The organism is Gordonia sp. NPDC003585 (assembly GCF_040610755.1).
Lineage (GTDB): Bacteria > Actinomycetota > Actinomycetes > Mycobacteriales > Mycobacteriaceae > Gordonia.
Map to the genome: position 1 here is coordinate 20,734 of NZ_JBEXMX010000042.1, position 26,968 is coordinate 47,701.

At 66.3% G+C, this 26,968-nt stretch carries 26 protein-coding genes and 1 pseudogene; 13 read left to right on the top strand and 14 right to left on the bottom strand.

The window, feature by feature from the left end:
• Position 1 precedes the first annotated feature (1 nt).
• From purQ to ABZW74_RS13390, 3 genes are read left to right on the top strand one after another with little or no spacing between them, the layout of a single operon-like run.
• A complete protein-coding gene (purQ, locus tag ABZW74_RS13380) occupies positions 2-685 on the top strand; it encodes a phosphoribosylformylglycinamidine synthase subunit PurQ (RefSeq protein WP_240862349.1) in 684 nt (227 codons plus the stop codon).
• A complete protein-coding gene (locus tag ABZW74_RS13385) occupies positions 682-1,365 on the top strand; it encodes a hypothetical protein (RefSeq protein WP_240862348.1) in 684 nt (227 codons plus the stop codon). The genes purQ and ABZW74_RS13385 overlap by 4 nt, the downstream gene beginning before the upstream one ends.
• Positions 1,362-2,636, top strand: a complete 1,275-nt coding sequence (locus ABZW74_RS13390; protein ID WP_355276765.1) for a M18 family aminopeptidase — start codon at positions 1,362-1,364, stop codon at positions 2,634-2,636. The genes ABZW74_RS13385 and ABZW74_RS13390 overlap by 4 nt, the downstream gene beginning before the upstream one ends.
• On the opposite strand, the gene ABZW74_RS13395 is transcribed toward ABZW74_RS13390, so the two are convergent.
• Both ABZW74_RS13395 and ABZW74_RS13400 read right to left on the bottom strand, forming a co-directional pair.
• Entirely contained in the window at positions 2,633-3,406 is a 774-nt protein-coding gene (locus ABZW74_RS13395) for a lytic murein transglycosylase (RefSeq protein ID WP_240862344.1), read from the bottom strand. The genes ABZW74_RS13390 and ABZW74_RS13395 overlap by 4 nt on opposite strands.
• 678 nt (positions 3,407-4,084) lie before the next feature.
• On the bottom strand, positions 4,085-5,326 hold the full coding sequence (locus ABZW74_RS13400; RefSeq protein WP_355276767.1) for a hypothetical protein: 1,242 nt from the start codon (positions 5,324-5,326) through the stop codon (positions 4,085-4,087).
• Positions 5,327-5,527: 201 nt separating this feature from the next.
• Here ABZW74_RS13400 and ABZW74_RS13405 point away from each other — a divergent pair, with 201 nt between their 5' ends.
• Entirely contained in the window at positions 5,528-6,004 is a 477-nt protein-coding gene (locus tag ABZW74_RS13405; protein ID WP_355276769.1) for an anthrone oxygenase family protein, read from the top strand.
• Positions 6,005-6,022: 18 nt separating this feature from the next.
• Here the strand turns inward: ABZW74_RS13405 and ABZW74_RS13410 are convergent, their stop codons facing one another.
• Positions 6,023-6,889 carry an NAD(P)H-binding protein gene (locus tag ABZW74_RS13410; RefSeq protein WP_355276771.1) on the bottom strand — a complete coding sequence of 289 codons (867 nt, stop codon included), beginning with the start codon at positions 6,887-6,889 and terminating at the stop codon, positions 6,023-6,025.
• Between the two features lie 133 nt (positions 6,890-7,022).
• Between ABZW74_RS13410 and ABZW74_RS13415 the strand changes: the two genes are divergently transcribed.
• A complete protein-coding gene (locus ABZW74_RS13415) occupies positions 7,023-7,421 on the top strand; it encodes a helix-turn-helix domain-containing protein (RefSeq protein WP_355276773.1) in 399 nt (132 codons plus the stop codon).
• Positions 7,422-7,444: 23 nt separating this feature from the next.
• Here ABZW74_RS13415 and ABZW74_RS13420 read toward each other — a convergent pair whose 3' ends face one another.
• The 3 genes from ABZW74_RS13420 to ABZW74_RS13430 are packed head-to-tail and all read right to left on the bottom strand — an operon-like array spanning position 7,445 to position 10,203.
• Positions 7,445-8,764, bottom strand: coding sequence for a VOC family protein (locus ABZW74_RS13420; protein ID WP_355276775.1), 1,320 nt, complete (start codon positions 8,762-8,764; stop codon positions 7,445-7,447).
• The gene (locus ABZW74_RS13425; RefSeq protein ID WP_355276777.1) at positions 8,761-9,285 is read right to left on the bottom strand and encodes a sigma-70 family RNA polymerase sigma factor; all 525 of its coding nucleotides are present in this window, start codon (positions 9,283-9,285) and stop codon (positions 8,761-8,763) included. Before ABZW74_RS13425 ends, ABZW74_RS13420 begins: the two co-directional genes overlap by 4 nt.
• 57 nt (positions 9,286-9,342) lie before the next feature.
• Positions 9,343-10,203 (bottom strand): alpha/beta hydrolase, encoded by an 861-nt coding sequence (locus ABZW74_RS13430; RefSeq protein ID WP_355276779.1) that lies wholly within the window; start codon positions 10,201-10,203, stop codon positions 9,343-9,345.
• A gap of 69 nt (positions 10,204-10,272) precedes the next feature.
• Between ABZW74_RS13430 and ABZW74_RS13435 the strand changes: the two genes are divergently transcribed.
• Positions 10,273-10,875: a TetR/AcrR family transcriptional regulator gene (locus tag ABZW74_RS13435; RefSeq protein WP_240862329.1), complete on the top strand. Its 603-nt coding sequence runs from the start codon at positions 10,273-10,275 to the stop codon at positions 10,873-10,875.
• 4 nt (positions 10,876-10,879) lie between these two features.
• Here ABZW74_RS13435 and ABZW74_RS13440 read toward each other — a convergent pair whose 3' ends face one another.
• Positions 10,880-11,788 carry a DUF5996 family protein gene (locus tag ABZW74_RS13440; RefSeq protein ID WP_355276782.1) on the bottom strand — a complete coding sequence of 303 codons (909 nt, stop codon included), beginning with the start codon at positions 11,786-11,788 and terminating at the stop codon, positions 10,880-10,882.
• A gap of 81 nt (positions 11,789-11,869) precedes the next feature.
• Here ABZW74_RS13440 and ABZW74_RS13445 point away from each other — a divergent pair.
• The 4 genes and pseudogenes from ABZW74_RS13445 (at position 11,870) to ABZW74_RS13460 (ending at position 17,768) form a co-directional block, all read left to right on the top strand.
• Positions 11,870-12,629, top strand: a pseudogene (locus ABZW74_RS13445) (VOC family protein).
• A gap of 246 nt (positions 12,630-12,875) precedes the next feature.
• The gene (locus ABZW74_RS13450; RefSeq protein ID WP_355276784.1) at positions 12,876-15,422 is read left to right on the top strand and encodes an ATP-dependent Clp protease ATP-binding subunit; all 2,547 of its coding nucleotides are present in this window, start codon (positions 12,876-12,878) and stop codon (positions 15,420-15,422) included.
• 429 nt (positions 15,423-15,851) lie between these two features.
• The gene (locus ABZW74_RS13455) at positions 15,852-16,697 is read left to right on the top strand and encodes an enoyl-CoA hydratase-related protein (protein ID WP_355276786.1); all 846 of its coding nucleotides are present in this window, start codon (positions 15,852-15,854) and stop codon (positions 16,695-16,697) included.
• 69 nt (positions 16,698-16,766) lie between these two features.
• On the top strand, positions 16,767-17,768 hold the full coding sequence (locus ABZW74_RS13460) for an SGNH/GDSL hydrolase family protein (RefSeq protein ID WP_355276788.1): 1,002 nt from the start codon (positions 16,767-16,769) through the stop codon (positions 17,766-17,768).
• Here ABZW74_RS13460 and ABZW74_RS13465 read toward each other — a convergent pair.
• On the bottom strand, positions 17,681-19,150 hold the full coding sequence (locus ABZW74_RS13465) for an acyltransferase (RefSeq protein WP_355276790.1): 1,470 nt from the start codon (positions 19,148-19,150) through the stop codon (positions 17,681-17,683). The two genes, ABZW74_RS13460 and ABZW74_RS13465, sit on opposite strands and share 88 nt — an antisense overlap.
• Before the next feature lie 103 nt (positions 19,151-19,253).
• Positions 19,254-19,598: a hypothetical protein gene (locus tag ABZW74_RS13470; RefSeq protein ID WP_355276792.1), complete on the bottom strand. Its 345-nt coding sequence runs from the start codon at positions 19,596-19,598 to the stop codon at positions 19,254-19,256.
• 311 nt (positions 19,599-19,909) lie between these two features.
• On the opposite strand from ABZW74_RS13470, the gene ABZW74_RS13475 reads away from it, so the two are divergent.
• A complete protein-coding gene (locus ABZW74_RS13475; protein ID WP_240862313.1) occupies positions 19,910-20,407 on the top strand; it encodes an HNH endonuclease in 498 nt (165 codons plus the stop codon).
• A 3-nt stretch (positions 20,408-20,410) separates the two neighbouring features.
• On the opposite strand, the gene ABZW74_RS13480 is transcribed toward ABZW74_RS13475, so the two are convergent.
• The 5 genes from ABZW74_RS13480 to ABZW74_RS13500 form a co-directional block, all read right to left on the bottom strand.
• Entirely contained in the window at positions 20,411-21,094 is a 684-nt protein-coding gene (locus tag ABZW74_RS13480; RefSeq protein ID WP_355276794.1) for a DUF305 domain-containing protein, read from the bottom strand.
• Positions 21,091-22,665, bottom strand: coding sequence for a hypothetical protein (locus ABZW74_RS13485; RefSeq protein ID WP_240862308.1), 1,575 nt, complete (start codon positions 22,663-22,665; stop codon positions 21,091-21,093). Before ABZW74_RS13485 ends, ABZW74_RS13480 begins: the two co-directional genes overlap by 4 nt.
• Positions 22,666-22,751: 86 nt before the next feature.
• A complete protein-coding gene (locus ABZW74_RS13490) occupies positions 22,752-23,249 on the bottom strand; it encodes an SRPBCC family protein (protein WP_240862307.1) in 498 nt (165 codons plus the stop codon).
• 40 nt (positions 23,250-23,289) lie between these two features.
• The gene (locus tag ABZW74_RS13495) at positions 23,290-24,531 is read right to left on the bottom strand and encodes an MFS transporter (RefSeq protein ID WP_355276797.1); all 1,242 of its coding nucleotides are present in this window, start codon (positions 24,529-24,531) and stop codon (positions 23,290-23,292) included.
• A 313-nt stretch (positions 24,532-24,844) separates the two neighbouring features.
• Positions 24,845-25,438: a TIGR03086 family metal-binding protein gene (locus ABZW74_RS13500; RefSeq protein ID WP_240862302.1), complete on the bottom strand. Its 594-nt coding sequence runs from the start codon at positions 25,436-25,438 to the stop codon at positions 24,845-24,847.
• Between the two features lie 91 nt (positions 25,439-25,529).
• On the opposite strand from ABZW74_RS13500, the gene ABZW74_RS13505 reads away from it, so the two are divergent.
• On the top strand, positions 25,530-26,462 hold the full coding sequence (locus ABZW74_RS13505; protein WP_355276799.1) for a YafY family protein: 933 nt from the start codon (positions 25,530-25,532) through the stop codon (positions 26,460-26,462).
• Positions 26,463-26,479: 17 nt separating this feature from the next.
• A complete protein-coding gene (locus tag ABZW74_RS13510; protein ID WP_240862298.1) occupies positions 26,480-26,668 on the top strand; it encodes a hypothetical protein in 189 nt (62 codons plus the stop codon).
• Positions 26,669-26,968: the final 300 nt, after the last annotated feature.

Below are 26,968 nucleotides of genomic sequence, written 5' to 3' on the forward strand. Positions count from 1 at the left end.
GATGACAGCACGAATCGGGGTCATCACCTTCCCGGGCACGCTCGACGACGTCGATGCTGCCCGCGCGGTCCGGATCGCCGGAGCCGAGGCCGTCGAACTCTGGCACGGCGACGCCGACCTCAAGGGGGTCGACGCGGTCGTCGTTCCGGGCGGCTTCTCCTACGGTGACTATCTGCGCGCAGGCGCCATCGCACGTTTCGCGCCGGTCATGGGTTCGGTGGTCGAGGCGGCGGCCAAGGGCATGCCGGTCCTCGGCATCTGCAACGGTTTCCAGGTGCTCTGCGAAGCCGGACTGCTGCCCGGCGCGTTGACCCGCAACGAGGGTCTGCACTTCATCTGCCGCGACCAGTGGTTGCGCGTCGAGTCGAACACCACCGCCTGGACCACGCGGTTCGAGCGCGGCGCCGAGATCCTCATCCCGCTCAAGTCGGGGGAGGGCCGCTACGTCGCACCCGAGCGCAAACTCGAAGAACTCGAGGGCGAAGGCTTGATCGTCTTCACCTACGCCGGCGGCAACCCCAATGGCTCGGCGCTCGACATCGCCGGCATCAGCAGCCCCGACGGTCGCGTCGTCGGCCTGATGCCGCACCCCGAACATGCCACCGAGGCACTCACCGGACCCAGCGACGACGGGCTCGGACTGTTCTACTCGGCGATCGACGCCGTGCTGGCCGCCACACCATGACCTCCGCGATCTTCGCCCTCATCGGCGTCGGCATTCTGGTGGTCGGGGTGTTGGCGTTTCGGATGCGGTGGCGGGTCGGGGAGATCGCGTCGGCCGTTGCGGTCATCTGCCTGGGTCTGGCCTACGACAACTTCGCGGTCGCGGTGGGCCGCTTCGTCGGCTACGGCGACGCGCTGATGGCGATCAACGTGCCGCGCTACTGGATACACGCATTCTTCGTGCCACTGCTGATTCCGATCGCCGGGGTGCTGGTGTATCGGTTGGGCGTCAAGCAGATCGGCACCCGCAACGTCGTGATCCCAGGTCTTCTGCTCGTCGCGATGCTGGAAGTGATCGGCATCATCACCGACATCGTGCGCCTGGACCTCGAGCCCGAGAACGCAGGTGACGCCCTGCGCTACGTCAACGCCGGTGCTTCTGGGCCGCCGATCGCAGCGGTGGTGACGGTGCTGGCGTTGATCGTGCTGGGCGGGATGGCCGCGCGTTACAGCTACTTCAAGTGGCTGCTCGTCGGAGCTCTGGCGATGCTGTTTGCGGCGGCCGCCGGTACCGCGGTGCTGTGGCTGGGCAACCTCGGTGAGCTGATCCTGATGATCACGCTCCTCGCGACCATGGCCAAGGTCGCCGACCGCGAGGCCGACCTCCGGCTGGAAGCGGCTGCCACGGAAGGCAACCGATGACTATCACCACGACGGCAACGGCGGCCGGGCTCGGCGGGTTCGTCGACGCCTCCCCATCGCCCTTCCATGTCTGTGCCAGCGTGGCGACCGAACTCGAGCAAGCCGGCTACCGGCGACTGTTCGAGGAAAAGTCTTGGCCTGCACCGGATTCCGAGGGGTGGGGACGCCACTACGTCGTCCGCGGCGGATCGATCATCGCTTGGGACGCCGGTGACGGCGACGCGTTCCGGATCGTCGGCGGCCACACCGACAGTCCCAATCTTCGTCTCAAACAACACCCGGACCGGACGTCCGCCGGTGTCGCGATGGTGGCGCTCGAACCCTACGGGGGTGCCTGGCTCAACTCGTGGCTCGACCGCGACCTTGGGCTCTCCGGCCGGCTCGCCTACCGGGCGGGCGACGCCGTGGAGCACACGCTGGTACACGTCACCGAAGCGGTGGTCCGGGTGCCGCAGTTGGCCATTCACCTGTCCGAGGATCGCAAGGGCGTCGCTCTCGACCCGCAACGACACCTCGACGGGATCTGGGGTGTCGGCGAGACCGTGCCCGACGTGCTCGGCTGGGTGGCGCAGTATGCGGGCGTCGACCCCGACACTCTCCTCGGCTGGGAGTTGATGACTCACGACGTGACGCCGAGCCGGGTGCTGGGCGTCGACGAAAACCTGTTGAGCGCACCGCGTCTGGACAACCAGGGCACCTGTTACGCGGGTCTGCGGGCGCTGCTCGACGGTGGTGCGTCGACCCACACCCGGATGCTCGCACTGTTCGACCACGAGGAGGTCGGCAGCGGATCCGAACGCGGGGCCGCGTCTGACTTCCTGGCGACCGTGTGTGAGCGAATCGTGTTGGCGCGCGGCGGTTCCCGACCGGACTATCTGCGCTCGATGGCGGCAAGTGTGTGCCTGTCCGGGGACATGGCGCACGCCACCCACCCGAACTATCCGGAACGCCACGAGCCGGGACACCGCATCGCCATCAACGGCGGCCCGGTTCTCAAGGTCAATCAGAATCTGCGCTACGCGTCGGATGCGTTGGGGGAGGCCATCTTCGCGCTCGCCTGCGACCGCGCCGGCGTGCCGATGCAGCGCTACACCCACCGCGCCGATCTACCCTGTGGCTCGACGATCGGTCCGATCACCGCCGCACGCACCGGGCTGACCACTATCGACGTCGGAGCGCCCCAACTCGCGATGCACAGCGCCCGCGAACTCATGGGCGTTGCCGACGTCGAGATGTATTCCGCTGCGCTGCAGGCGTTCTTGAACGGCTAGTACGACCGGGCAAACCCGAGCACGTCGTCGACGTAGGTCATGGAATTGTTGTAGCGCAGCACTGCGGTCACCAGCGACGCGTTGTCGCGTAGGTTCAGATTGCCGTCGCAGAGGTAGCGCGCGGTGGTCAGTGCCGCGTCGAAGATGTTCTGCGGGTCGATCTTGCCGTCGCCGTTGGCGTCGGCCGCGTAGTGATTCCAGGTCTGGGGAAGGAACTGCATCGGGCCGACGGCGCGGTCGTAGGACGCGTCGCCGTCGAGCGCGCCGTGGTCGGTGTCGGTGACGACCTGGTTGCCGGCCAATGTGCCGTTGAGCATCGGGCCGAAGATCGGCTCACGCAGGGTGCCGCGGGCGTCCACGTTGCCCTCGTCGGCATGGTGGGACTCGACCTTGCCGATACCGGCGATGACCTTCCAGTCGATGCCGCAGCGCGGCGTCGTGTGCGACATGATGTCGGCGGCGTTGCGGTACGCGTCGTAGTTGCTGGCAGGTACCGCGCCGTCGGTCACGCTGACCGGACGGGCGGGCACGATCGCGGGAATGCGCGGGGCAGGATCCGCGGTCTGGCGGGCCGACGGGCCGGTCACGTGGTGGTTGGCCAGCGCAACGGTGTGCGGGTCTGCCGCGGCGTGAGCAGCCTCGGTCTGCGGTGCCGCGTGCTGTGTGGGATCGGCTCCAGCGGTCGCCGCGGCCGCCAGAATGCCGACTGGCACCAATGCTGCGGCGACGAACGGTGCTCGTGCTTTCCGTGGTTTCGAGTGCTTACCCAAACTGATCGACCTCGCGTGTACTGCTCGTGTTGCTGCTGAAGAACTCGGCCGACCGTACATGAATCCGTTAGCTTGCCGTTATTTATCCGTTACCAATATGGCGGCAGCGACGCCGACTCGACTCGGTCGATGCAGTTAGCTGCGGTAAGGGACACGGTTTTGTGATTTGCCGCACACGCGGCGTATTCGATGCTCGAATAGGGGCGCCATCCGTCCCGTGCAGCGCCCGCCCGCCGACGTCGTCGGCGATCGTGGAGCCAGGAAGAGCCCTGGCCGCGATGCGACTCGGAGCTTCCGCGGCCGGCACCACGACAACCGGTGCCGAGTTGGAGGATGAGAGTGCTGCAGCACCCGCGTTCTCCAACTCAACTCTCGGGCCGGTGACTGAGATCGGGCCCCTGACGGTGGTCCTCCAGGTATGTCCCGGAAGCGGCCGCTGACAGGCCCGATCTCAGTCACCGATCGTCGGTTGTCGCGTTCCGCCGAACGCGACGCCAGGAACATGCGCCCACAAAAAGTAGGGGAAGAAACTTCTTCCCCGGCCCTTGGAGCCTTCCCCCAGAAAATTCTCGCGGACGACTACGAACCCCGGGGAAGAAAGTTCTTCCCCTAGATTTTGCGGGCACGACGCCGTCGTGTTTCCCCAGTTCAGGAGGCTGAAAGCAGTAGCCGCCGGGTTCAGGAAGGACTCAGCAGCGACAGCGTGGTGCCCTGAGTCAGCACCAGATAGCCGTCGACCACCGACGCCGCGCCGCTGCTCAGACCGATCGTCCACGCGACCCGGCCGTCCGGTGCGAACGCGCTGAGTCGGTGTGCGTTGCCGAACACCATCAGGTCGGCCGAGGCGCCGACACAGCGGAGGTAGCCGATGTTGCTGTCGGGGTCGCGGAAGTCGGGTGGCGGCATCTCGCCGAGGATGGTTCCGTCGGTGAGCGCGAAAGTGACGCGGGAGCCGTCCTTGCGCGCCAGCGAGACCAGCGGACCACACGGGCGGGCCCCCGATTTGGATGCCTCGGGAGCATTGACCTGCCAGACGTCGTCGCTCGCCGGATCGCGCACCGAGTAGGTGCCGTGGGTGTCGAAAACCGTCGAACTGCTCTCGAGGACCGGCTTGGTCGACGGCCCCGTGATCACGCGGACGCCCGGGATCGTGTTGACGGGATCGGCGTCGAGTCGGCCGTCGGGCATGGCGAACGTCGACACCCGCTCGTTGGCGGCCTCGCTGTACTCGACGACGAGTCCGCCCGGGTACAGCGTCATCTGGCATTGGCCGCAGGTGAGGTGCTCCTGCCCGTCGGTGCGTCGAAGTGCGTACTGGCTGCCGTCGGTGGTGGGGACGATCACCACGCTGCCGCTGATCTGTACCTCGTCGGTGAGGACGGCGTTGGCGAATCGTTTGGTCCACAGCGACGCACCGGTCGGCGTCATCAGGCTGACCTCGTACTTGAACTTGTTGATACGCAGAAAGTTCGGGCCGACACCGAACACCACTGCGGTGTCGTCGAGATCCGTCGTCGACGATGGGGTGCCGTCGTCACCGATGAGGTGGAAGCCGGGCTCGGGTGGGTCGCCCAGGTCGATTGCACATCCGATCTGTCCGGTGTCGGTGAATGCGCAGTCGCCCAGTCCGGCTCGAACCGGTTGCTTCCACAACGGCTTTCCGCTGCGGCGGTCGATGGCCATGAAGGCCCGGCCGAGACCGTTCGGGTAGGCGAGGAGCCAAGTGTCGCCGAAGGTGTCGGCTACGTCGATGGTGCCAACGCCCGAATGCCCGGGCAGGTCGGCGTCGGTGAGCGTCCACGAGACGTCGGGATTGTTCCGATAGTCGCGCAAGAGCCCGTACCCGTACTCGGTGTCGTCATCTTCCGGAGCGCCGGCCAGCACGACGCCGGCGGCCACCACCATCACCACGCACAACACGCCAACGACAGTCCCGATCCCAAACGGTAGACGCCGACGGACAGTGGCGATCCACGATCGGTTGGGCATGCCGATCAGTCAATCATCATTGTGTGGTCACGACCCTGTCGGGGAGGTGTCGGAGACTCGCCGAGACTCTGGCTTATGTTTCTGCGCTCCACGACCATGGATCGTCTCACGTTGCGGGTGTGGGATGAACCCATGAACTCAGTCAGGGATGCACTCCTCGGTATCACGGTGGTCACCACCGGGCTCAGCGCCGGTTTGCTGGCGGCCTTCGCCTACGCGGTGATGCCGGGTCTGGATCGTGCCGGTCCGGTGTCGGCCGTGCCGGCGATGCAGCGGATCAACGTCGCCATCCTCAATCCGGTGTTCGCCGTGATCTTCCTCGGCCCACTGGTATTCGGGGCGCTGAGCATCTGGGCGTTCTGGCGAAGCGACCTACGGTGGTGGATCGTCGCAGCGGTGGTGCTTATCGTGGTGGGCCTGCTCATCACCGCGATCGTCAACGTGCCGGCCAACGACCGGCTCGCTGCTGCCGGTGATGTGTCGGGCGGTGAGGTCGCCGCCGTATGGGCTGATTTCACGACGCAATGGGTGCGATGGAACGTCATCCGCGCGGTCGCCACCGTCGCCGCGTTCGCGACGCTGGTGGCCGGGCTCATCGCCGCCCGTTGACCGTGCGTCCCAAACGGTTCAGCGTGCGCTGACGAGGGACTCGGCGAGCACCTGCTTGAGTGACGCGCTCGGGCGCCCGCGGAGGTCGGCGAGGTCGGTCGACGTGGAGTCGAGGGCGCCACGGCTCACTCCGGCATCGGAGTCCGCGAGAATGGCTGCAACGGGGGCCGGTAGCCCTGCCCCGACCAGCGCCTCGGCGTACGCGGATTCGGGGATGTCCTGGTACCGCACCGGCTTTCCGCTCACCTCGGCGATGGCCGCCGCGATGGCGGGATGGTCGAGTGGTTCGGAGCCGGCGAGTTCGTACACCGCTCCCACGGTCCCCGCGATGAGGACGGCTGCGGCCGCGTCGGCGTAGTCGCGACGGGCGGCACCCGCGACGCGTCCGGCACCAGCGCTGCCGTACAGCGTGCCCGACTCGATCGCCGCCGGAGCTGATCCGACGTAGTTCTCCCAGTACCAGCCGTTGCGCAGCAAGGTGTGGGGTACCCCGCTGTCGGCCAGGATGTGCTCGGTCGCGAGATGCTCCTCGGCAAGCTTGAGCGGCGAGGTGTCGGCGTACAGGATGCTGGTGTAGGCGAGCAGGTCGACGCCGTTGGCCTTCGCGGCTTCGATCACGTTGCCGTGCTGGCGAACTCGACTACCGAATTCCGAGCCCGACACCAACAGCAGTCGGTCGACGCCGGAGAGTGCGGCCGACAGCGCTGCCGCGTCGTCGTAGTCGGCGACCCGCACTGTCACGCCCGCGTCGGACAAGTGCTGCGCACGACCTGCGTCGCGGACGATCGCGATGATGTCGGACGCCGCGACGCCTCGTTCGATCAGTGCCTCGATCGTCGCGCGTCCAAGTCCGCCGTTTGCTCCGGTCACTGCGTATGTGGTCATGCGTTTCCTTCCGTATCGCCGAACGCGTCGAGGCGCCGGCCATTAGTGGTTCTCTAGCAGCATGCACTTACTATTAGTACAGTGCAAGTGTAGGAGTTAGCGCTTAGGGTGTGGCTGGCATAGAATGCAGGTCATGACAGACGCGGCGTACGACGACGGGATTCCCGATCCCGCCTTGCTTGCCGACGTCTTCGCCCGTGACTGTGCGTCGCGCGACATCCTCCACAACGTCACAAGTCGGTGGGGTCTCCTCGCGCTGGCGGCCCTCGCCGACGGTGATCTGCGGTTCAACGCGCTGCGGCGTCGAGTGGACGGCGTCAGCGAACGGATGCTGTCGGTGACCCTGCAGTCATTGGAACGCGACGGTTTCGTGAATCGTGATGTGCTGCAGACGATCCCGCCCAAGGTGAAGTATTCGTTGACGCCGACCGGTCGCGAGGTGGCCGACCGACTGCTCGGGCTTATCGAGTTCGTCGAAGCCCACGTCGCCGATGTCCGGGACGCGCAAGGCACTTACGACGACACCCACTGAATCGTCAACGGGGGTGGGGTGGGTCAGAAGAGCTGGCCGAGGTAGAACTCGGCGCCCTGGTCGTCGGCGCAGCGGGCGGTGACGCCGTAGGGTGCGCGCTGGGGTTCGTCGATGACCCGACCACCCGCATCTCGTACACGCTCGACCGCCGCTTCCACGTCGTCGGCGATCCACATCGGCACCGCGACCGACGTGTCGGCACCGCCGCCGATGCCGATCTGCGGGCGGACGTCGTCGACCTCCCAGCCGTCGTCGATGCGCCCGGGATGGAACTCCCATCCGAGCACGCTGCCGTAGAACGCCCGCAGACGGGCGCTGTCGGGAGTGAGCACGGTCAGGTACGACATCTCGCCGATGCCTCGCGGGTGTTGCGGCGGTCGCGGCGCCGCCGGGTCCGGCACGTGCACCGAGAATCGGACTCCTTGATCGTCGACGGCGTCGAGTACCCGAGCGCCATCACTCGACACCTCGTCGATGCTGCCGACCGCACCGCCGGCGGCGATGATCGCCTCACGCGCCGACCCGAAGTCGTCGACGGCGTACACGCAGTACAAGGTGTTGTTCCCGTAGTCGCCGGCCTCGGAAATGCCCAGGCGGTGACCAAGGTTGGTGACCTGGCGGCTCGCCGGGTCGTACTCCCAGCCGAGGACTGCGCGATAGAAGCGCGCGGCCCGCGCGGCGTCCGGCGTCTGCAAGGACATGTAGACGAGGTCGCCCTGCGCAATACGGTCCGACGCTGCGACAGCGCTCTTCGACGGTCCCGTCAGCATCCACCGATGTCCGAACGGATCGATGATGGTGCCGGTCCGATTTCCGTAGCCCTCGTAGGGTTCCCGCGTCACCGACGCACCGCCACGTCCGGCCCGCGCGACCGCTGCGTCGGTATCGTCAACGGCCAGCATCAGACTCACCGAGACATGCCCGGGAGTCGGTGCACGCAAACCCATGTCGGCGAACTCGCCCGCGAGATAGACCACGCCGCCGCCCATCTCGAGCTCGGCATGCCCGATGGTGCCGTCCTCCATGACGATCGGCTCACCACGGAGTCGGGCGTCGAGATTGGCGACATACCAGTCGATCGCCGCACGGGCGTCGGCGACGGTCAGGTAGGGCAGTGCTCCCGGCCGTTCGACGACCGGCTCGGATTGAGTTGGTGCTGAAACTGTTTCGACGGTCGTGCTCATGATGACTCCTTCGGGTAGGGTCGCGCCGCGACGGAGGCGATCACGCAACGCGTCAGCGAATGCGGCGTCCGGCGCGACCGGGTCGTCGAATCCGCTGTCGACACCGCGCAGGATGCGCAGCGGATCGCCGCTGGTGTCGGGGAACTCGGTGTTGTTCATGCGTGACCTCCTCTCCGGCTCGATTGGAATTCGTTCTCCGGGTAGGCGGCGCGGAATGCGCGCTTTGCCCGGGTGAGCAGTGCCTCGGTGGCGCCGACGGTGCGGTCGAGGATCTGCGCGCAATCGGCGACCGGGAGATCGTCGACGTAGCGCAACGTCAGCACCGCGCGGTGGGCCGGTCCGAGGGTCGCCAGGGTGTGATGGGCGACCATCCGATCCAGATGGGCATCCCAGTCGTCATCCGTCGTCTCGGGCAACTCGTCCACCGGCTCCGGTGTGCGTCGCATCCGCCGCCAGTGGTCGGCCAGCTTGTGCCGCGCGATCCCGATCAGCCAGGGCGTCGACGGCACCGCCGACGCATCTCTGCGCACGGTGTCCATCGCGGCGAGGAAGGTCTCGGAGGTCACGTCCTCGGCGACCGCGCGGTCGGCGCAGCGCCGCACGACGTAGCCGTACACCGAGGGAAGTGCCTCGTCGTAGACCGATAGCAGCGCATCAGCACCGCCGGATTGACCGCTCACACCCTTATCGTCGTTCGTGGGGCCCAAAACCCGACGCCCTTCGCGCAAGTTTTTTCGTCAGGGCCGACGCGGCACCTGCCGTGCGCTGATCTCGACCACGGCGTCGACCACGGCCTGCGGACGGTCCATCGCGACAAAGGTGCGCGATCGGGGTACCTCGGTGAAGGTGGCGTCGGCGAAGACCGACGCCAGACGGCGGCCGAGTTTCGGCCGGAACGCGCGATCGGCGGTGCCCCAGACGACGGACACGGGTACCGCGACCTTCGACAATCGAGGCGTGATCGCGGCCAGTTCGGACGAGTCGATGGCGCGCAGGAAGGCGGCGAGGTCGTCGCGGATTCGTTCGTCGCTGCGCAACGGATCGAGGATCGACGCGGACAGCTCGGGATCGGGGTCGGTGACGAGCAGTCCGAAGCCGGCGATCGAATGGCGAAGCGCCGTCGAACGGTGCAGGAGCCCGACGAGCCGTTTGGTGAGGCCGGGCCGGGTCAGCAGGGCGAAGACGACAGGATACGGCTGCGGCGGAAACTGTTCGAACGCATCGCAATTGGTGAACACTACGCGGCCGGCGAAATCCGGGTCCTGATCCAGTGCGAACTGGCAGAGCGCGCCGCCGGTGTCGCAGCCGACAAGTGTCGGGCTCGTCAATCCCATTGCGCCCACGAACTCACGGATCAACCGCGCCGCCCCCGACGGAGTGCGATCGGCGTCGGGCCCCCAAGGGATGTGATGCGCGCCGAGGGTGAAAGTTGGTGCATAACAACGGAATCCGGCGTCGGCCAAGCTCTGGGCGGCATCGGTCCACATACGACCGTCGACCACCACGCCGTGTACGAACACCACCGGTGGATGCGGCGAGTCCTCTGGTCCGAAGGTTTCGTATTCGATGGTTGCCGTGGCGAGTTCGATGGTCGGCATGGTGGCCTCCGTCGTAGGCTTGATGAGTTCATTTACAAACACTCGGTATGAAAGTTACGTACAAGCTGTATGAAAGTCAACCGTCGGACGCAGGCAGAGCGCACCGCCGCGACCCGTGCCGCCCTCGTCGAGGCCGGCCGCGAACTCTTCGGCGAACACGGTTACGCCGACGTCGGAACTCAGGCGATCGTCGAGCGCGCAGGCGTCACACGTGGTGCGCTCTACCACCAGTTCGACGACAAGAAGGGCCTGTTCACCGCGGTATTCGACGAGCTCGAGCAGGAAGTTGTCGCGCTGTGCGCCGAGTCCATGGCAGAACTCGCGCCGACCGATCCGATCGCGGCTCTCAAGGTCGGCGTTCGGGCGTTTCTCGAGGTGTTCGCCGAACCCGTCCGACACCGCATCGGGCTCGTCGACGCGCCCGCGGTCCTGGGCTGGCAGGAGTGGCGAGCGCGGGGGGAGCAGTTCGGTTTCGCGCTCCTAGAAGGACTGATCCGGACCGCCATCGAGCTCGGGCAGGTGGCCGAACAGCCCACCCGCCCCATCGCGCATGTGGCCATCGGCGCGCTCGACGAGTCGGCGCTCTACGTCGCCGCCGCCGACGATCGGGAGCAGGCCACCGAGGAGATGCTCGTCGTGATGGATCGCATCATCGACGCGTTCGTGGTCTGATTGCTCAGCGTTCCAAGCTCTTTCGGTCCCACCCGCCCAGATCCGCGGCGATCTCGTAGGTGCTCTGCAGGAAGTCGAGCAGCACTGCGTCGGGATCGTCGGCTTCTCGAACCGCGGTGTAGGGCAACAGGAATTCGCCGAGGCCGGCGTCGAAATAGGCCGACGACGGCGCCACCGGAGCGGCCGTGAAGCCCTCGGGTTCCGGATAGGCGTAGGAGTAGAAGTAACCCTCGCCGTCGGGGCCGGGCCAGTAGCCCGCGCTCGACACCTCGTGCGAGTAGGCCTCCCACATCACCTCTGGGCCGCAATTCGGTGCTCCGCCAGGGTGTTTGGGGGCTTCTCGGCCGGAGAATCGTGTCACCGCGAGATCGGCTGCGCCCCAGAAGAAGTGGGACGGACTGACCTTACCGATGAAGCGCGCGCGAAAGATCTCGAAGACCCGGTCGATCTGAACCAGCGCAAGCCAGAAGCGATGGACGGCGTCTGGGTCGTAGGCCACATGCTCCCGGTCCTCGTCGAAGGCGATCGCGCCCGGGATCTCGACCGGCATTTCCCATATCTCCGTCGATAACCCGAGATCGTCGAGCATCGCCATGACATCTCGGTAGAAGTCGGCCACCGGTCGCGACTCCAGCTTCAGCGATCGCTTCTCACCCGACGTCGTCGACACCACCAATTGGTGGTCGATCAGATCGAAGTCCATCTGGAAAGACGTGCTGCCGTGCGGGATCAGTGCGGTGGTGAGGCCGCGCGCCGTCACATACAGCGTCACATTCCACCAGTGACTCATGCGCGGAGTGTTGACCATGCGCACCTTGCCGACGATCTGCGTCATCAGCTGAAAAGTGTCGCGAGTGTCGGTCCACTCGGCGACGGGGATCTCGGGCCACGCGGAGTTCGTCTTGGATGTCATCGTGGAAGAGCACCTCCTGGTTGCTTGAATTCGATCGTCGCATTCCGATGAGTTCTCCGGTCCGGAACGGTCAGCACTGACATGGCTACCGCAGCGATCAACTCCATGCTCCTGTCCAGCGACGACCCCACCCGCCTCGCGCAGTGGTACGCCACCGCCTTCGAGGCGAAAGTGGAGTCCACCCCCGGCGACGACGGCTATCAGGTGGTCGCGCTCGACGGCTTCTACCTGATGTTCGACAAGCGCGACGACGTGTCCGGGCCCAACCCCGGCGGCGCGCGAGCCATCCTCAACGTCGAGGTCGACGATCCGAGCGCAACCGCGAAACGGCTCGACGAACTCGGCGCCGTGTGGGTGAGTCCGCTCGAGGGCCCGCGACGGCAATCTCTTCGGCACCGTCGAAGATCCCGACGGCAACTGGCTGCAGATCCTGCGCCTCTCCGACGAGAGCGAAGCCCAGATGAGCGAGCCGAACCTGGCATTCAGTGGTTTCGCCGTGGGCGACCTCGAGGCCGCGGAAACGTTCTATCGGGACGTGCTCGGCATGCGGGTGCTGCGCTTCCCGATGGGCGTGCTCGGCATTCGTATCAACCGGCAGACGACGGTCATGGCCTACCCCAAGCCCGACCACACGCCGGCCGGCTACACGATGCTCAACCTCCCGGTCGACGACCTCGACAAGGCGGTCGACGAACTCGCCGCCCAGGGCGTCGAGTTCCTGCGCTACGACGGCTTCGACCACGACGAGCGCGGGATCGTCCGGTCGGGCGAACACGGCGGACCCGACATCGCGTGGTTCACCGACCCGTCGGGCAACGTCATCGCGGTACTGCACGGCTGACGCTGCGGATCTCGGGGCGGAGAACCGATCCGTTCGCTCTGGGCGTATCAGATGGGGAACACCGCGCTGGCCTGGGCGGTTGTATGAGCCAGATCCCCGCCGCACCCGGTGTTCGACGTCATCTGGACAGACGTTGACTGTAGGTGTACACCCGACGACCACTAGAGTGGAACCAGGCTGGTCGACGTGTCAGTGCACCATGTCACACCCACGGCGGCCGGGGCGCTAGCAATGTGAGGGAGAACAATGTTCGAACGGTTCACCGACCGCGCGCGACGGGTTGTGGTTCTGGCCCAAGAAGAGGCGCGGATGCTCAACCACAACTACATCGGAACCGAGCACATCCTGCTCGGTCTCATCCACGAGGGCGAGGGCGTGGCCGCCAAGGCCCTCGAGTCGCTCGGGATCTCCCTGGAAGGTGTCCGCAGTCAGGTCGAGGAGATCATCGGCCAGGGACAGCAGGCGCCGTCGGGACACATCCCGTTCACTCCGCGTGCCAAGAAGGTCCTCGAGCTGTCGCTGCGTGAGGCGCTGCAGCTCGGCCACAACTACATCGGCACCGAGCACATCCTGCTCGGCCTCATCCGCGAGGGCGAGGGCGTTGCCGCCCAGGTGCTGGTCAAGCTCGGCGCCGACCTCAACCGGGTCCGCCAGCAGGTCATCCAGCTGCTGAGCGGTTACCAGGGCAAGGAGCCGCAGGAGGCGGGCACCGGCGGTCGCAGCAGCGAGTCCGGCACCCCGTCGACCTCGCTCGTGCTCGACCAGTTCGGTCGCAACCTGACCGCTGCCGCCGGCGAGGGCAAGCTCGACCCGGTCATCGGCCGCGAGAAGGAAATCGAGCGGGTCATGCAGGTGCTGAGCCGCCGCACCAAGAACAACCCGGTCCTCATCGGCGAACCCGGCGTCGGCAAGACCGCCGTCGTCGAGGGTCTCGCGCAGGCCATCGTCAACGGCCAGGTGCCGGAGACGCTCAAGGACAAGCAGCTCTACACCCTCGACCTCGGGTCGCTGGTGGCCGGCAGCCGCTACCGCGGTGACTTCGAGGAACGCCTCAAGAAGGTGCTCAAGGAGATCAACACCCGCGGCGACATCATCCTGTTCATCGACGAGCTGCACACGCTCGTCGGCGCGGGTGCTGCCGAGGGCGCGATCGACGCCGCGTCGATCCTGAAGCCGAAGCTGGCCCGTGGCGAGCTGCAGACCATCGGTGCGACCACTCTCGACGAGTACCGCAAGTACATCGAGAAGGACGCCGCCCTCGAGCGCCGGTTCCAGCCGGTGCAGGTCGGCGAGCCGTCGGTGGAGCACACCATCGAGATCCTCAAGGGTCTGCGCGACCGTTACGAGAGCCACCACCGTGTGTCCATCACCGACGGTGCACTCGTGGCCGCGGCGACGCTGGCCGACCGCTACATCAACGATCGGTTCCTGCCGGACAAGGCGATCGACCTCATCGACGAGGCCGGCGCACGCATGCGCATCCGCCGGATGACCGCACCGCCAGACCTGCGCGAGTTCGACGAGCGCATCGCCGACGCCCGCAAGGAGAAGGAAAGCGCGATCGACGCGCAGGACTTCGAGAAGGCGGCCAGCCTGCGCGACAAGGAGAAGACCCTCGTCGCCGAGCGTGCCGAGCGCGAAAAGCAGTGGCGCAGTGGCGATATGGACGTCGTGGCCGAGGTCGACGACGAGCAGATCGCCGAGGTTCTGGGCAACTGGACCGGTATTCCGGTGTTCAAGCTCACCGAGGAGGAGACCACCCGTCTGCTCCGCATGGAGGACGAGCTGCACAAGCGGATCATCGGCCAGGAGGACGCGGTCAAGGCCGTGTCCAAGGCGATCCGCCGCACGCGTGCCGGCCTGAAGGACCCCAAGCGTCCGTCGGGTTCGTTCATCTTCGCCGGACCGTCGGGTGTCGGTAAGACCGAGCTCTCCAAGGCGCTGGCGAACTTCCTGTTCGGCGAGGACGACGCGCTCATCCAGATCGACATGGGCGAGTTCCACGACCGCTTCACCGCGTCGCGTCTGTTCGGTGCCCCTCCCGGGTACGTCGGCTACGAAGAGGGCGGCCAGCTCACCGAGAAGGTGCGCCGCAAGCCGTTCTCGGTGGTGCTGTTCGACGAGATCGAGAAGGCGCACTCGGAGATCTACAACACGCTGCTGCAGGTGCTCGAGGATGGTCGTCTCACCGACGGTCAGGGCCGCACGGTCGACTTCAAGAACACCGTGCTGATCTTCACCTCGAACCTCGGCACCAGCGACATCTCCAAGGCGGTGGGCCTCGGCTTCACCAAGGGTGCCGACTCGCAGTCGAACTACGAGCGGATGAAGCTCAAGGTCAACGACGAGCTCAAGAAGCACTTCCGGCCCGAGTTCCTCAACCGTATCGACGACGTCATCGTCTTCCATCAGCTGACTCAGGACGAGATCATCCAGATGGTCGACCTGATGATCGCCCGCGTCGAGACGCAGCTGAAGAACAAGGACATGGCTCTCGAGCTGACCGACCGGGCCAAGGGACTGCTCGCCAAGCGCGGGTTCGACCCGGTGCTCGGTGCCCGGCCGTTGCGTCGCACCATCCAGCGTGAGATCGAGGACCAGCTCTCGGAGAAGATCCTCTTCAACGAGATCACCGCGGGTCAGATCGTGCTGGTCGACGTCGAAGGCTGGGACGGCGAGGACGACGGTGAAGATGCCAAGTTCACCTTCACCGGTTCGGAGAAGCCGCGCGCGGTGCCCGACGCCCCTGTCGAGCTGACCAAGGCCGCCGACGGCGGGTCCGACGCGAGCTGACCTACGAGTTCAACCAACGACGGCGGCGTCACCTGATGGGTGGCGCCGCCGTCGTCGTTGACCGGGCGTCCCAAACCGTTGACCGGGCGTCGAGTGCACCCATCGCTCCCTCAGGAGTCTCTACCGCTCCCTGAGGTGCTCGAGGCGCTAGCCGAGAGCCTCGAAGGGCTAGTGAGACAGGGTAATTGGTTGACCAGGTAGCAGCCGTCACCAGGCCTTCGAGGCTCCTCGACTTCGAGACGCTCCATGCTCGTACCTCGCACGGGGCTCCTCAGCCCGGCGGCTAGCGCTCGTCGCACCTCAGGCAGCGGAATCTGAGGCCCAGATGCAAACCCTCCACGGATCCACGCTCAGGGAGCGGATGGGCTCGCCAACGCCGCGATTCACGATCGACGGAACGCTCGTTCGGTCATCGAGTAGGTTGTGTGGGTGCCATCACGTACCGAGAATTCCGACATCCCACCCGTCATCGTCGAACGCGACGGCGAGATCGCGATCTTCCGCCTCAATCGCCCTGATCGTCTCAACGCGTTCACCATGCAGATGGGGCAGGCGCTGATCGACGCCTTCGACGAGACCGACGCCGACGACTCGGTGCGGGCGGTCGTGCTGACCGGGAACGGCCGGGCCTATTGTGCCGGAGCCGATCTCGGCGGTGGCGCCGACACCTTCGACGCGTCGTCGGTCACCGACGAGGTCCCGCCCGACGAGGGCGGCCGACTCTCGTTGCGGATTTTCCGGTCGCTCAAGCCGGTCGTGGTGGCGGTCAACGGTCCGTCCGCCGGGGTCGGCGTGACCATGACCCTGCCGGCCGACGCGCGCATCGCATCCGACGACGCGAAGTTCGGATTCGTCTTCGCCGCACGAGGATTGGTGCCCGAGGCGGCGTCGAGCTGGTTTCTGCCCCGGTTGGTCGGATTGCCGACCGCTCTCCGGTGGACGATGGGCGCCACGATGGTGTCGGTCGACGAGGCGCTCGAACATGGACTGATTCAGCAGGTCGTACCGAAGGACGAGGTGCTCGCGACGGCCATCGCGGTGGCCCGTGAGATGACCGCCAACAGTGCTCCCGTCTCCGTCGCGCTGACGCGACAGTTGTTGTGGCGCATGGCCGGTGCGCCGTCCCCGGTGGATGCGCACGTCGCCGATTCGAAGGCGATCTACTACCGCGGTCAGTCGGCGGATGTCTACGAGGGGGTGACGGCGTTCTTGGAGAAGCGCCCCCCGAACTTCCCGATGTCGGTCGCCAAGGACCTGCCGGACATCTGGTCGTGACCAGCGCCACCCCATGCGGTTCGGGGGAGTTGTCGGGATAGGGCGTCGGCGATATGTGACACTGGCGGGATGAGTCGTCACCGGTGGTCGCACGCTGCGGTCGTCGTGGCATCCGTGATTGCGGCGGCGGCGGTGATGATTCCCGGTTCAGCGGTGATGCCCGAGCCGAGTTACCCGGTGCGGTCCACCGCGTCGGGTTCGGACACCCCGGTCCTGTCTGTCTTCGCGCTGAGCAAGTACGTGGCGCTGGGAAGTTCCTACGCGGCAGGCCCGGAGGTGCGCGGCCTGCGGACCGTGTGCCAACGATCGGCCGACAACTACCCGCATCAGGTCGCAGACGCCACCGACATGCGTTTGTCGGATGTCTCCTGCAGTGGTTCGCGGACGTCCAACATCCTGCGGGTGCCGCAGCGCTCGCTGCGCGAGCCGCAGATCGCCGCGGTCACGCCCGACACCCGCCTGGTCACGATCACCACCGGCGGCAACGACCTCGACTACATGTCCAGGCTGCTCGCCCTCAGCTGCGCGAACGTCGACATTGCGCGCATTCATCCGTTGACTGCGAAGAGCTGCACCCGGCCTCACTCGGTTCGTTCCGATCCGACGCCGCAGGCCTATGTCGCCGTCGAGCGGGCCATCGTCGAGACCGTGGCGGCTGTCCGGGCGCGTGCCCCGCGTGCCGTCGTCGTACTCGTCGACTATGTGCCGGTGCTCGGGCGTGACGACCGGACCTGCCCCGGGTTGCCGCTGACTCCCGCGCAGGTGGCCTCGACACGCCAGGTGTACGACGCCATGACCGCCGCGACCGCCCGCGCAGCTGCGGCGTCGGGCACCATCCTGGTCCGCGCGTCCAAAGCCGGCGTCGATCACGGTGTCTGTTCGAAGACTCCCTGGGTGAACGGCTTCGGCCAGGGTGGCGTGTCCTATCACCCGAACGCCCGAGGCAAGGCGGCGGTGGCCGACCTCGTGTTGGCGACGCTGAGTCAGCCCTCGACGGTGACCGACTTCTTGGCGCGCGGTGTCGTGGTATCTGCACCGGTGCCGTCCCGGTCGCCCTTACCGTCGCGGTAACGCCGCCAGAACACCGCAACCGCGGAAACGACGAGCAGTGCGGCGGTGGCGATGATCAGGTTCCCGGTGAGCGGCTCGATCACCAGGCGAACGGCGACGCCGATGCCGATCGCGACGATGCCCACGATCAGCGACCGTCCCGCGTTCTGCTGACGCCAGTCGAGCCGGTTGCGGCCGGTGGTGATGAGGCTGATCGGGCTCCGACGCAGCACCTCGACGATGAACACCGTCAGGACGACTGTGCCGAGGAACGACAGCAGCAGCAGCGGCCAGGGCGCGGAACCGGCGTGTTCCCGGATGATCGGCATCAGCGCGCTCAGCGCGAGGGCATGGGCGAGGTAGATGCCGAAGGACCGGTCGGCGGCGGTGCGCATGAACCCGTCGGCCACCGATCCGGGGCGTCGACGATCCTGCCAGAGCGTTCCCAGGCAGTAGAGGATCAAGATCACCGCGATATAGGCGAAGACGTTGTGCACGAGGAACACGTTGGACGCGCGTTCGATGCTGATACCCAGGTCGACCTGATTGACGAAGTACACGATGGTCGCCGCGATCACCGCGATACCCGCGGGAATGATCACCTTGCGCCACTTGACCATGAAGGCCTGGAACGCGGGGTAGTGCATCGCCGCGACGCAGCCGGCGAGATTGAAGAACTGGTACGGGATGATCGTCGCGACGAGATGCTTCGACAGCGCCGTGTGCACCCCGGCCGGGATGAACTGCATGGGTGGGCTGGTCATCGCATAGATCAGCCAGAGATGGAAAGCGAAGCTCGCGGCGAGCAGGTAGCGGTGATAGCCCCACGTGCGGCGGAGCACCCACAGAATGCCCGGGAACACCAGGTAGATCTGCATGCTCACCGACAGGAAGTACAGGTGGTACCAGGCGTTTCCGGTGATCAGGTCGTAGCAGATCGATTTGACCGCCAACGTGATGGACTCGGCGGATTCGAAGTTCGACGCCACGTTCGACCAGCCGCCGACCAGGTAGCGGCCATAGACCCAGTAGAAGAGGCTCCAGGTGACGAACGGGAGTCCGATCAGCTTGTAGCGGCGACGCCAGAACGTCAGCGGCTTCAGCTCGCGGTCGCGGTACTGATACGTCAGGACGAAACCGGTGAGCGCGAAGAACGAGTACCGGGTGTAGCGCATCATCAGGCCGACCGCACCGGTCGACATGTTCACGATGTGCGGGATGTTGAGGATGACGTGGTCGAGGATGACCGACGCAAAGGTCACCAGACGGACGAAGTCGATCTGATAGAGGTGCTTGTCGGGCTTGCGTGTTTTGGCCGCCGGTTTGGGGTCGTCTCGCTCGTCGGGGTCGAGGTAATCCTCGGTGACCGTTGCGGGTCGCTCGGTAACGATGATCGCCTCCACTCCGTGCCGATCCCGGCCGGTTCTCGGTCCGGGTCCCGCGCAGAGGGTACTCCCACTACCTGTGAGGATCACGTTGAGTGACGTGCGACACGTCGACTCGTTGCTACACAGGCCCGGCGTTGCTCGCGATCGCGAACACCACGGGCACCAGTGCGACCTCGAGAACACATCCGATCAGGGCGAACGGAAAGGCCAGGCGTCGCGCGCGTCCTCGCGCGTTGATGACCAAGGGAAACGCCAACAGCAGCACGAGGCTGCCGACCGCGGCCGTCCAGATCGCCGCATCGATCCACCGGGGACTCCCGCACGCCTCGTAGGCGCACGCGTCGGTCCCGAAAGTCGTGAGAACGGACAGGCCAAAGACGCCGACGGCCAGCAGCACGTGGCAGAACCAGATCACGATCGACGCGGTCAGGTCCACAACGCGCCGCGGGCGCTCGTCGGTCATGCCTCGACGATAGGTCGCGCGGGCATCCGACCGGAGAAATTCACTTGGCTCTGACCCGCACGTCGCACTACCGTCACCCGTTGCGGCGACTATCGTCGTCGGTAAGACATGAAACCCGACCCCAGCGAGAGGAGGTGGCGCACATGACCATCGTCGGAACCCGGAGCTATCGGGACCGCGAACCCGGTCACGGACTCACGTGTACCGCATTGCGCCCCGTCCCGAGCGCCAAGGATCTCGGGATCGTCATTCCAGGCTGATCCCGAATCGTTGGCGCACCGACCAGTTCGCCATCGTCTCGAGGAGAAGCCATGACCATCTTCGTCACCAACGCCGGATTACAGATCCTGGCGCGCGTCACCTGGCGCCGCGCGGCGGTGCTGCTGACCACCGAGGTGGCCCGAAACGTCGAGGGAACCCCGGTGATCCGGGTGGTGCATTCGCCGACGCTCACGCTCCCGATCCACAAGGTGGTCGCGATCAAGCGCAACGCCTACCGTCCGTTCGCCGGGAAGTCGATGGACTCCTACGCGTCGTCGCCGACGATCCTGCGGCGTGACCAGTGGATCTGCGCGTACTGCGAAGGTCCGGCCGACACCGTCGACCACATCGTGCCGGTGTCGCGCGGTGGGAGAAGCACGTTCGGCAACCTGGTTGCCGCATGCCGGTCGTGCAACGGTTTCAAGGCCGACCGGACCCCGCGCGAGGCGGGCATGGCACTACGCCATGCGCCGTTCGTCTACGACCCGTGGGCGGCGGACCAGAAAGAGGTCTGGGAGCTGTTCACCCTGCGGTGGAAGACCGACTGACTCTCACGTCGGCAACGGTTCGGCGTTGCGCGCCTTGAGCATCAGGGTCATCTGTCCGATCTCGTTGCCCTGATCGCCGATCATGGTGAGCGCCCACTGTTGGGTGGCCGTGCTCGCGCGGTCGTCGTTGAAGGCGTCCCGCGCCATCTCCTGGCCGCCGCGGTGGTGTCGGATCATCAACTGCAGGAAGTAGATCTCCGCTGCCCGGCCGGTCAGTGTCGACAGCCGACCGAGTTCGTCGACGCTGGCCAGGCCGGGCATGGGTGGTTGGTCGGTCGCGGGTCCCGAATGTTCCTGCGACGCAGCATGTCCGTGCGACCCATGGTCGGTGTGGCCCATCCACGACATCGGCGTGTCCGACGTGAGTGGCTCGCCCCACCATTGCAGCCAGCCACGCAGGGTTGCCGTTTCCGTGCTCTGCGTGAGCACCATGCGGTCGGCGAGTACGCGGATCTCGGCGCCGACGCCGGGCAGCCCGGACACGGTGCGTGACATCAGAATTGCCTGGTCGTGGTGGGTCGACATGTCCTGGGCGAATCCGACGTCGACGGTGCTGGGCGCATCGGAATCGCTGTGCCGGGACTGCTGCCAGGCCGCGCCTGCCACCGCGCCGATCGCCAGGATCAGCACAGCGACCGAGGCGGCCGCGGCAATCCGAAGCGCGCCCGACCATCGTGATGCGCTCATCCGATCGTCGAATCCTGGTTTGGCGGTGGCGTATACACGCGCGGGCTCAGCTGCAGGGTGTAGAAGCCACCGTCGGCGCAGGTGGTCCAGATCTGGTTGCCGCGCCATTCGGGCGGCGAAAAGCACCAGTCGGTGGCCATGTCGCCGCCGACGACCATCCCGGTGCGCGGACCGATCATCTCCGGCAACGACACCTTGCCGTGCAGGATTGCCATCCCCAGACTCAGGAATTCGACGGCCGGCACGCCCGAGATCGAGCCGAGTACGTGCGGCGAGTTGGGGAGGTCGGCAATCGTGGCGTTCTTCTGCGCCGGCGGATTGTAGTAGCCGATCTCCCTGATGCTCTTGATGTTTCGGATGTCGAAGACGCGGATGCCCGATGACTCCCACGAGCAGGCGAGTGCGGTTGGGTCGGCCGGACGGTCGACGGTGCAGTAGTGCGGATTGCTGTTGAAGACGCTGCCGCCCATGCCCGACCGGAAGTTGGTGTCGAGGTTCTTCGGGAGGTTGATCTCGAGTTTGATCTGAGCGGCGTAATCGGGCCGGTTGGGGCGGGTGACGTTGAAGAACTTGACTCCGCCGGAACCGAGTTCGTCGACCGTGACGATATAGGGCACACCGCGATAGGTGACCGGGATGGTGTGTTGGTTCACCTGTCCGTCGGGCCACAGGTACGTCGCGATGCTCGGTACCTGCGGATAGGGTGCCCGACGCTGGATCGCGCGGGTGTCGAGGATGTTGATCCCGAGTCCGTTGGAGATGTACATCCGGTTCCCGTCCGGCGTCATGCCGAAGCCGTGGCCCAGGAATCCGTGCAGGCCCTGCCAGATGACCCGAGGGACAGCGGGATTGGAGATGTCGATGGCCGACAGGTGGCCGGGCCAGATCCCCGACGCCCAGTACGTACGACCGTCGGGCGAGAACCCACCCTCATGGGAGGTGAAGGGTAGCGGGGTCGACACGCCCGGCCCGCGGTTGAGCAGACGCGGATGTTCGCAGTCGGAGATGTCGTAGACGGCGAAGAAGCCGCCACCCCACAGCAGAGGAACCGAGGTCGCCGCCAGCAGCTTGCGTTTCTTGTTGACCTTCAACGTCTCCCACGTGCCGCCGCGCATCGCGGGATCGGTGAGCGACCCGACGACGCGCGGCCGGGCGGGGTTCGACGCGTCGACCACCTGCACACCCGGCTGTCGGACAAAGTTGTTGCCGGGGAACAGACTTCCCGTGTAGCTGCAATGCTCGAAGGTGGCCGACACGATGCCACCACCCGCACCGCGCACGTTGCCGACCTTGGTCATGTTGCAGCGATAGCCGCGTCGGCTGCGGCCGGAGTTTCGGTCCTCCGCACTCACGTCGCCCTGTAGTCCGGGTTCGGGCAGCGAGCCCGGGCCGCACTCGGCCTTGGGGACGGAGACCTCGGAGATGTCGGGGAAGTAGTGGGTACTTGCGTGGGCGGGTGTCGCCGTCAGCGCGGTCGCCACCAGCGCGGCACCGACTATCAGTATCGCCACTGAACGCAGCACGCGCGGTCCGCGCCTACGCAACAAGGATGTGTTTGTGCGATTCCCCATCGAATCCCCCGGTACTCGCCCGCCGTGATCCAAGTCACCTTACTGAGCGGTCGGGTCGACCGGACGCAATTGGGAGAATTGGATGGTCAGTTGACCAACTGGCCGCGCACCCAGTCCAGATTCGCCTGCATGCCACGACGCCAGTCATCCATGCGCCGGGCGATGATGCGTCCTTCCAGATGCGGGTTCGCCTCGATGGCCTGCGACAACCGTGACGGTCCCGGACCAAGGCGGGCCCACTGCCGCACGATCGCACCCTTCGACGACGCGTCGACCTCGAACGCCCAGGTGGACCACGGCTCACCTTGGGGCCCACCCGCGGTCCAGACCCAGCGTCGTCCCGGCTCGACCTCGACGATCTCGCATTCGGCAGTCCACGTGCCGAGTCCTTCTGCGGAGTTGGTGCCGCGAAAGCGCGCCCCGACCACGATCTCGGCGGGCTCGCCGACCCACTCCGCCGACACCAGTTCACCGTCGGCCTGCGTCGGAAGCGCGATGTCGGCGACGATGTCCCACACGCGTTCGACGGTGCATCCCTCGATCAGTTCGGACACCTCGACGGTCGGTGCATCGCGATAGCGCATGCTGCGAATCCTCTGTTCGATGTACGGCGGGCCTACAGCTTCACATGTGCTGCAGGCGAGCCGGTTTCCGGGTCCGTGTCCGATACATCAGGAGCGCCATCGCGGCGGCAGCGAAGCAGGCGGCCGCGCCGACGCCGAGTGCGACGCGCGCACCGGCATACTCGCTGACCGCACCGATGATGGGTCCGCCGATCGGCGTCGACCCCATGAAGGCGACCGACCACAACGCCATCACCCGTCCGCGCATCTGGGGCTCGGATTCGAGCTGCAGGGTGGCGTTGCCCGTCGACATGAACGACACGCTGAGCCAACCGACGAAGAAGAGGGCGATGATCGCCAGCCACAGGGTCGGTGCCAGCGCGGTGAGTGCGATGGTGACGCCGAATCCGAAGGCGGCGAAGGTCAAGGTCCGCAGGCCCGTGGTGCCCCGCGCCGCGACGACCAGCCCGCCGATCACCGCGCCGATCCCCATCGACGACGTCATGAACCCGAACGCCTGCGGCCCTCCGTCGAACACCTCGCTCGCCGCGACGGGCAACGACACCGGGAACTCGTAGGCCAGCGTTCCGACGATCGCCATCATCACCAGCGGCACCCACAGTGTCGGGCGTCCGCCGACATACCGGAGCCCTTCGCGGAGCTGGCCTTTGGCGCGCGCCACCGGCTGTTCGTAGGTGATCTCGGAAGTGCGCATGACCAGCAGCGACACCACGACCGCGACAAAGCTGGCCGCGTTGATGGCGAAGCACCAGCCGGCGCCGACCGCCGCGAGGATGACGCCCGCGGTGGCCGGCCCGACGGCTCGCGCCGCGTTCACCAGCACCGAGTTCAGCGTGACCGCGTTGCGGATGAGGTCGTGGCCGACGATCTGGTGGATGAATGCCTGGCGTGCCGGATTCTCGAAGGCGTTGTTGAGTCCGAGCAACACCGCAAGGATCGCGATCTGCCAGACCTGCACCCAGCCGCCGAGCGCGAGCGTCGCGAGGATGGCGGCGAGGATCCCCATGACCGACTGCAGCGCGATCATCAGCTTGCGTCGATCGACGCGGTCGGCGACCACCCCCGCGTACGGCCCGAGGAGCAGCACCGGCAGTGCTTGCAACGCGACGATGATCCCGAGGATCGACGCCGAACCGCTGAGCGTCAGCACGAGCCACGCCTGCGCGGTGGCCTGCATCCACGTCCCGATCAGCGACAGCGCCTGACCGCCGAAGTAGAGGCGGTAGTTGTGACTGGCCAACGACGCGAACACCGCGTTGCGCGGGAGTTCGGGCGTGGTCATTATTTCGATGGTAGTTCGCACTCCGAACCGTCCACCGCTGCCTGAGGCCCTCCCGCTGCCTGACGAGCGAACGCGACCCTCCCGCTGCCTGACGAGCGAACGCGACCCTCCCGCTGCCTGAGGTGCGAGGAGCGCAAGCCGCCGGGTTGAGGAGCGACGAGGGAGCGAAGCGACCCGACGCGTCTCGAAACCGACGAGCCTCGAAGGCCCTGGCGACGCGTCTCACCAGGTCCTTCGAGGCTCTCGGCTAGCGCCTCGAGCACCTCAGGGAGCGGTAGTTACTCGGTGCTGCTGTTCGCGGTACACCTTCAGCTCACGCCCGCACCCCGACCCAGCTGCGCGATTCCCGCCCCGACCAGTTGGCGAGCTGCTCGGTCAGCCCGGCATCCGGTCGGGATTCGACAACCGGCCCGAACGGCACATCGTCGTCGTCGCGAATGTCGGCGGAGATGAACTGCTGAGCGACGGCTAGTGCGGGTGCGACGATCGCGGGACCGGCCTCGGCGTCGGCCCCGATCGCGACGGCCAGATCCCACCCGTGCACCAGGGTCTCGTTCACATAGCCCCAGAGCGCGCCCGCGCCCGGCACGGTGCCCCACGGGACGGTGACCATCGCGGACAGTCTGGCGTCGTCGGACCACAGCTCGATGGCGTGGGCGACGGTGTCGGCGTAGGTCTGCACGTCGTAGATGTCGGGGTAAGGGTTGATCGCGAAGATGTCGGCGCCGGCGGCGAGGCCTTCGGCGCGACGCGCGGTTCCGATCAGATGTGCGCACAGTGCGCGGACGTCGAATTCGGTGCATGGCGTCGGGTTGCCCAGTTGTTCGTCGGTGACCGTGCGCATGATGCCGGTGGTCCAGGCGGTGGCTGCGGCGTAGACGGGGCGGGGATCGGCGGGGCGGTTCATGACGTTCTCCTTCGGTTGGTGGCTGTCTCATGAACCAGTCAACGGCCAATACATGACACCTTCTGTCATGATTTCGAGGAGAATGTGAATCATGCGCGCCGAACGTCTACTCGCGGTCCTGATGCTGCTGAAAACGCACTCGCAGATGACTGCCGCGCAGATCGCCGCCGAGTTGGAGGTATCGGAGCGGACGGTACTGCGCGACATCGATGCGCTGTCGCTGTCGGGCGTGCCGGTCTACGCCGAACGTGGACGGCATGGCGGGTTTGCGCTTCTGCCGGGCTACCGCACCGACCTCTCCGGGCTCACCCTCGACGAGGCCCGATCGCTGGTCGCCGGCAGTGGGCGTATTGATTCGCCCGCCTTCGCGTCGGCGATGCGCAAGGTCGCCGCGTCGCTGCCGGAACAGTTCCGGGCGTCGGCGGTGCGTGCTGCACAGCGAATCCTGGTGCGGCCGGAGGGTTTTGTGCGTCCACCACAACAGCTCGACGCACTCGGGCCCGTCCAGCAGGCGGTCTTCGACGGTCGGCGCATCCGCGTGCGGTATCGCCGGCGCGGCGCCGACCACGCCGCCGAACGCGTCCTCGATCCGGTGGGACTGATCGTCGCCGGCGACACCTGGTATCTCGTTGCCGAGGTCGAGGGCAGCGAACGCATGTATCGGATGTCGCGCATGTCCGACGTCGAGATCCTCGACGAGCCTGCCAGACGGTCCGACGACGTCGACCTCGAAGAGATCTGGCAACGCCGGCGCGATGAGTTTCGCGCCGGGTTCACCGTCATCGGAGTGACGGTGCGGTGCTCGGAGCAGACGGCGAAGGTGCTGCGCGGGATCGCCGATGAACAGGGAACGCCGGTCACGGTTGAGGATGGTCGTATCGAGCTGACCTTGGGTTTTGTCGGAGAACGGCATGCGGTCAACGCCCTGTGGACCTTCGCCGCCGATGTCGAGGTGTGTGCGCCAGAAAGCGTGCGCGCGGCGGTCGTGGAACGCGTTCGCGCATTGGCCACGATGTATCTGTGACTGAGTAGTGTCGTTTCATGCCGCTCGCTGCCGTTGTGTCCGTTCCGATTCTGGCTGTTGCGGCCGTGATCGCCGCCGTCACCGTGTATCGGCGTACGCGAAGCCTGGTAGGCGCGTTGTTCACCGCCGGTGTTGCATGTGTTGTCGCCTATGGCGTTTTCATCTTTGTCTTGATGGCAGGACAGCCGAGCATGGACATCGAGTAGGTCGTCGAGTCCTGGTCGGCAGAGGCCGCATAGACGACACTCGGAGTGGTCGCTGACTCCGAAGAGTTCGGTGATTCGCGCTCTGAACTGCACATAAGCGTCCACCACCCCACCGCTCTCTGAGGTGCCCGAGGCGCCAGCCGAGGGATGCCTCGAAGGGCAGGTGAACGGGCCACGTCGGCGAGCCACCGGACCACGGAGAGTAGGGAAGGTTCTTCCCCTACTTTCTGCCCCTGCTTGTTGAGTCGTCCGCGAGAAAATTCGCGGGGAGGACTCCAGGGATAGGGGACGAGTTTCTTC

What these genes read in the sequence shown, in the direction of transcription:
- purQ (WP_240862349.1), top strand. Translation starts at nt 2, where the DNA reads ATGACAGCACGAATCGGGGTCATCACCTTCCCGGGCACGCTCGACGAC.
- ABZW74_RS13385 (WP_240862348.1), top strand. Translation starts at nt 682, where the DNA reads ATGACCTCCGCGATCTTCGCCCTCATCGGCGTCGGCATTCTGGTGGTC.
- ABZW74_RS13390 (WP_355276765.1), top strand. Translation starts at nt 1,362, where the DNA reads ATGACTATCACCACGACGGCAACGGCGGCCGGGCTCGGCGGGTTCGTC.
- ABZW74_RS13405 (WP_355276769.1), top strand. Translation starts at nt 5,528, where the DNA reads ATGAACTCAGTCAGGGATGCACTCCTCGGTATCACGGTGGTCACCACC.
- ABZW74_RS13410 (WP_355276771.1), bottom strand. Translation starts at nt 6,889, where the DNA reads ATGACCACATACGCAGTGACCGGAGCAAACGGCGGACTTGGACGCGCG.
- ABZW74_RS13415 (WP_355276773.1), top strand. Translation starts at nt 7,023, where the DNA reads ATGACAGACGCGGCGTACGACGACGGGATTCCCGATCCCGCCTTGCTT.
- ABZW74_RS13420 (WP_355276775.1), bottom strand. Translation starts at nt 8,764, where the DNA reads ATGAACAACACCGAGTTCCCCGACACCAGCGGCGATCCGCTGCGCATC.
- ABZW74_RS13430 (WP_355276779.1), bottom strand. Translation starts at nt 10,203, where the DNA reads ATGCCGACCATCGAACTCGCCACGGCAACCATCGAATACGAAACCTTC.
- ABZW74_RS13435 (WP_240862329.1), top strand. Translation starts at nt 10,273, where the DNA reads ATGAAAGTCAACCGTCGGACGCAGGCAGAGCGCACCGCCGCGACCCGT.
- ABZW74_RS13440 (WP_355276782.1), bottom strand. Translation starts at nt 11,788, where the DNA reads ATGACATCCAAGACGAACTCCGCGTGGCCCGAGATCCCCGTCGCCGAG.
- ABZW74_RS13450 (WP_355276784.1), top strand. Translation starts at nt 12,876, where the DNA reads ATGTTCGAACGGTTCACCGACCGCGCGCGACGGGTTGTGGTTCTGGCC.
- ABZW74_RS13460 (WP_355276788.1), top strand. Translation starts at nt 16,767, where the DNA reads ATGAGTCGTCACCGGTGGTCGCACGCTGCGGTCGTCGTGGCATCCGTG.
- ABZW74_RS13470 (WP_355276792.1), bottom strand. Translation starts at nt 19,598, where the DNA reads ATGACCGACGAGCGCCCGCGGCGCGTTGTGGACCTGACCGCGTCGATC.
- ABZW74_RS13475 (WP_240862313.1), top strand. Translation starts at nt 19,910, where the DNA reads ATGACCATCTTCGTCACCAACGCCGGATTACAGATCCTGGCGCGCGTC.
- ABZW74_RS13480 (WP_355276794.1), bottom strand. Translation starts at nt 21,094, where the DNA reads ATGAGCGCATCACGATGGTCGGGCGCGCTTCGGATTGCCGCGGCCGCC.
- ABZW74_RS13485 (WP_240862308.1), bottom strand. Translation starts at nt 22,665, where the DNA reads ATGGGGAATCGCACAAACACATCCTTGTTGCGTAGGCGCGGACCGCGC.
- ABZW74_RS13490 (WP_240862307.1), bottom strand. Translation starts at nt 23,249, where the DNA reads ATGCGCTATCGCGATGCACCGACCGTCGAGGTGTCCGAACTGATCGAG.
- ABZW74_RS13495 (WP_355276797.1), bottom strand. Translation starts at nt 24,531, where the DNA reads ATGACCACGCCCGAACTCCCGCGCAACGCGGTGTTCGCGTCGTTGGCC.
- ABZW74_RS13500 (WP_240862302.1), bottom strand. Translation starts at nt 25,438, where the DNA reads ATGAACCGCCCCGCCGATCCCCGCCCCGTCTACGCCGCAGCCACCGCC.
- ABZW74_RS13505 (WP_355276799.1), top strand. Translation starts at nt 25,530, where the DNA reads ATGCGCGCCGAACGTCTACTCGCGGTCCTGATGCTGCTGAAAACGCAC.
- ABZW74_RS13510 (WP_240862298.1), top strand. Translation starts at nt 26,480, where the DNA reads ATGCCGCTCGCTGCCGTTGTGTCCGTTCCGATTCTGGCTGTTGCGGCC.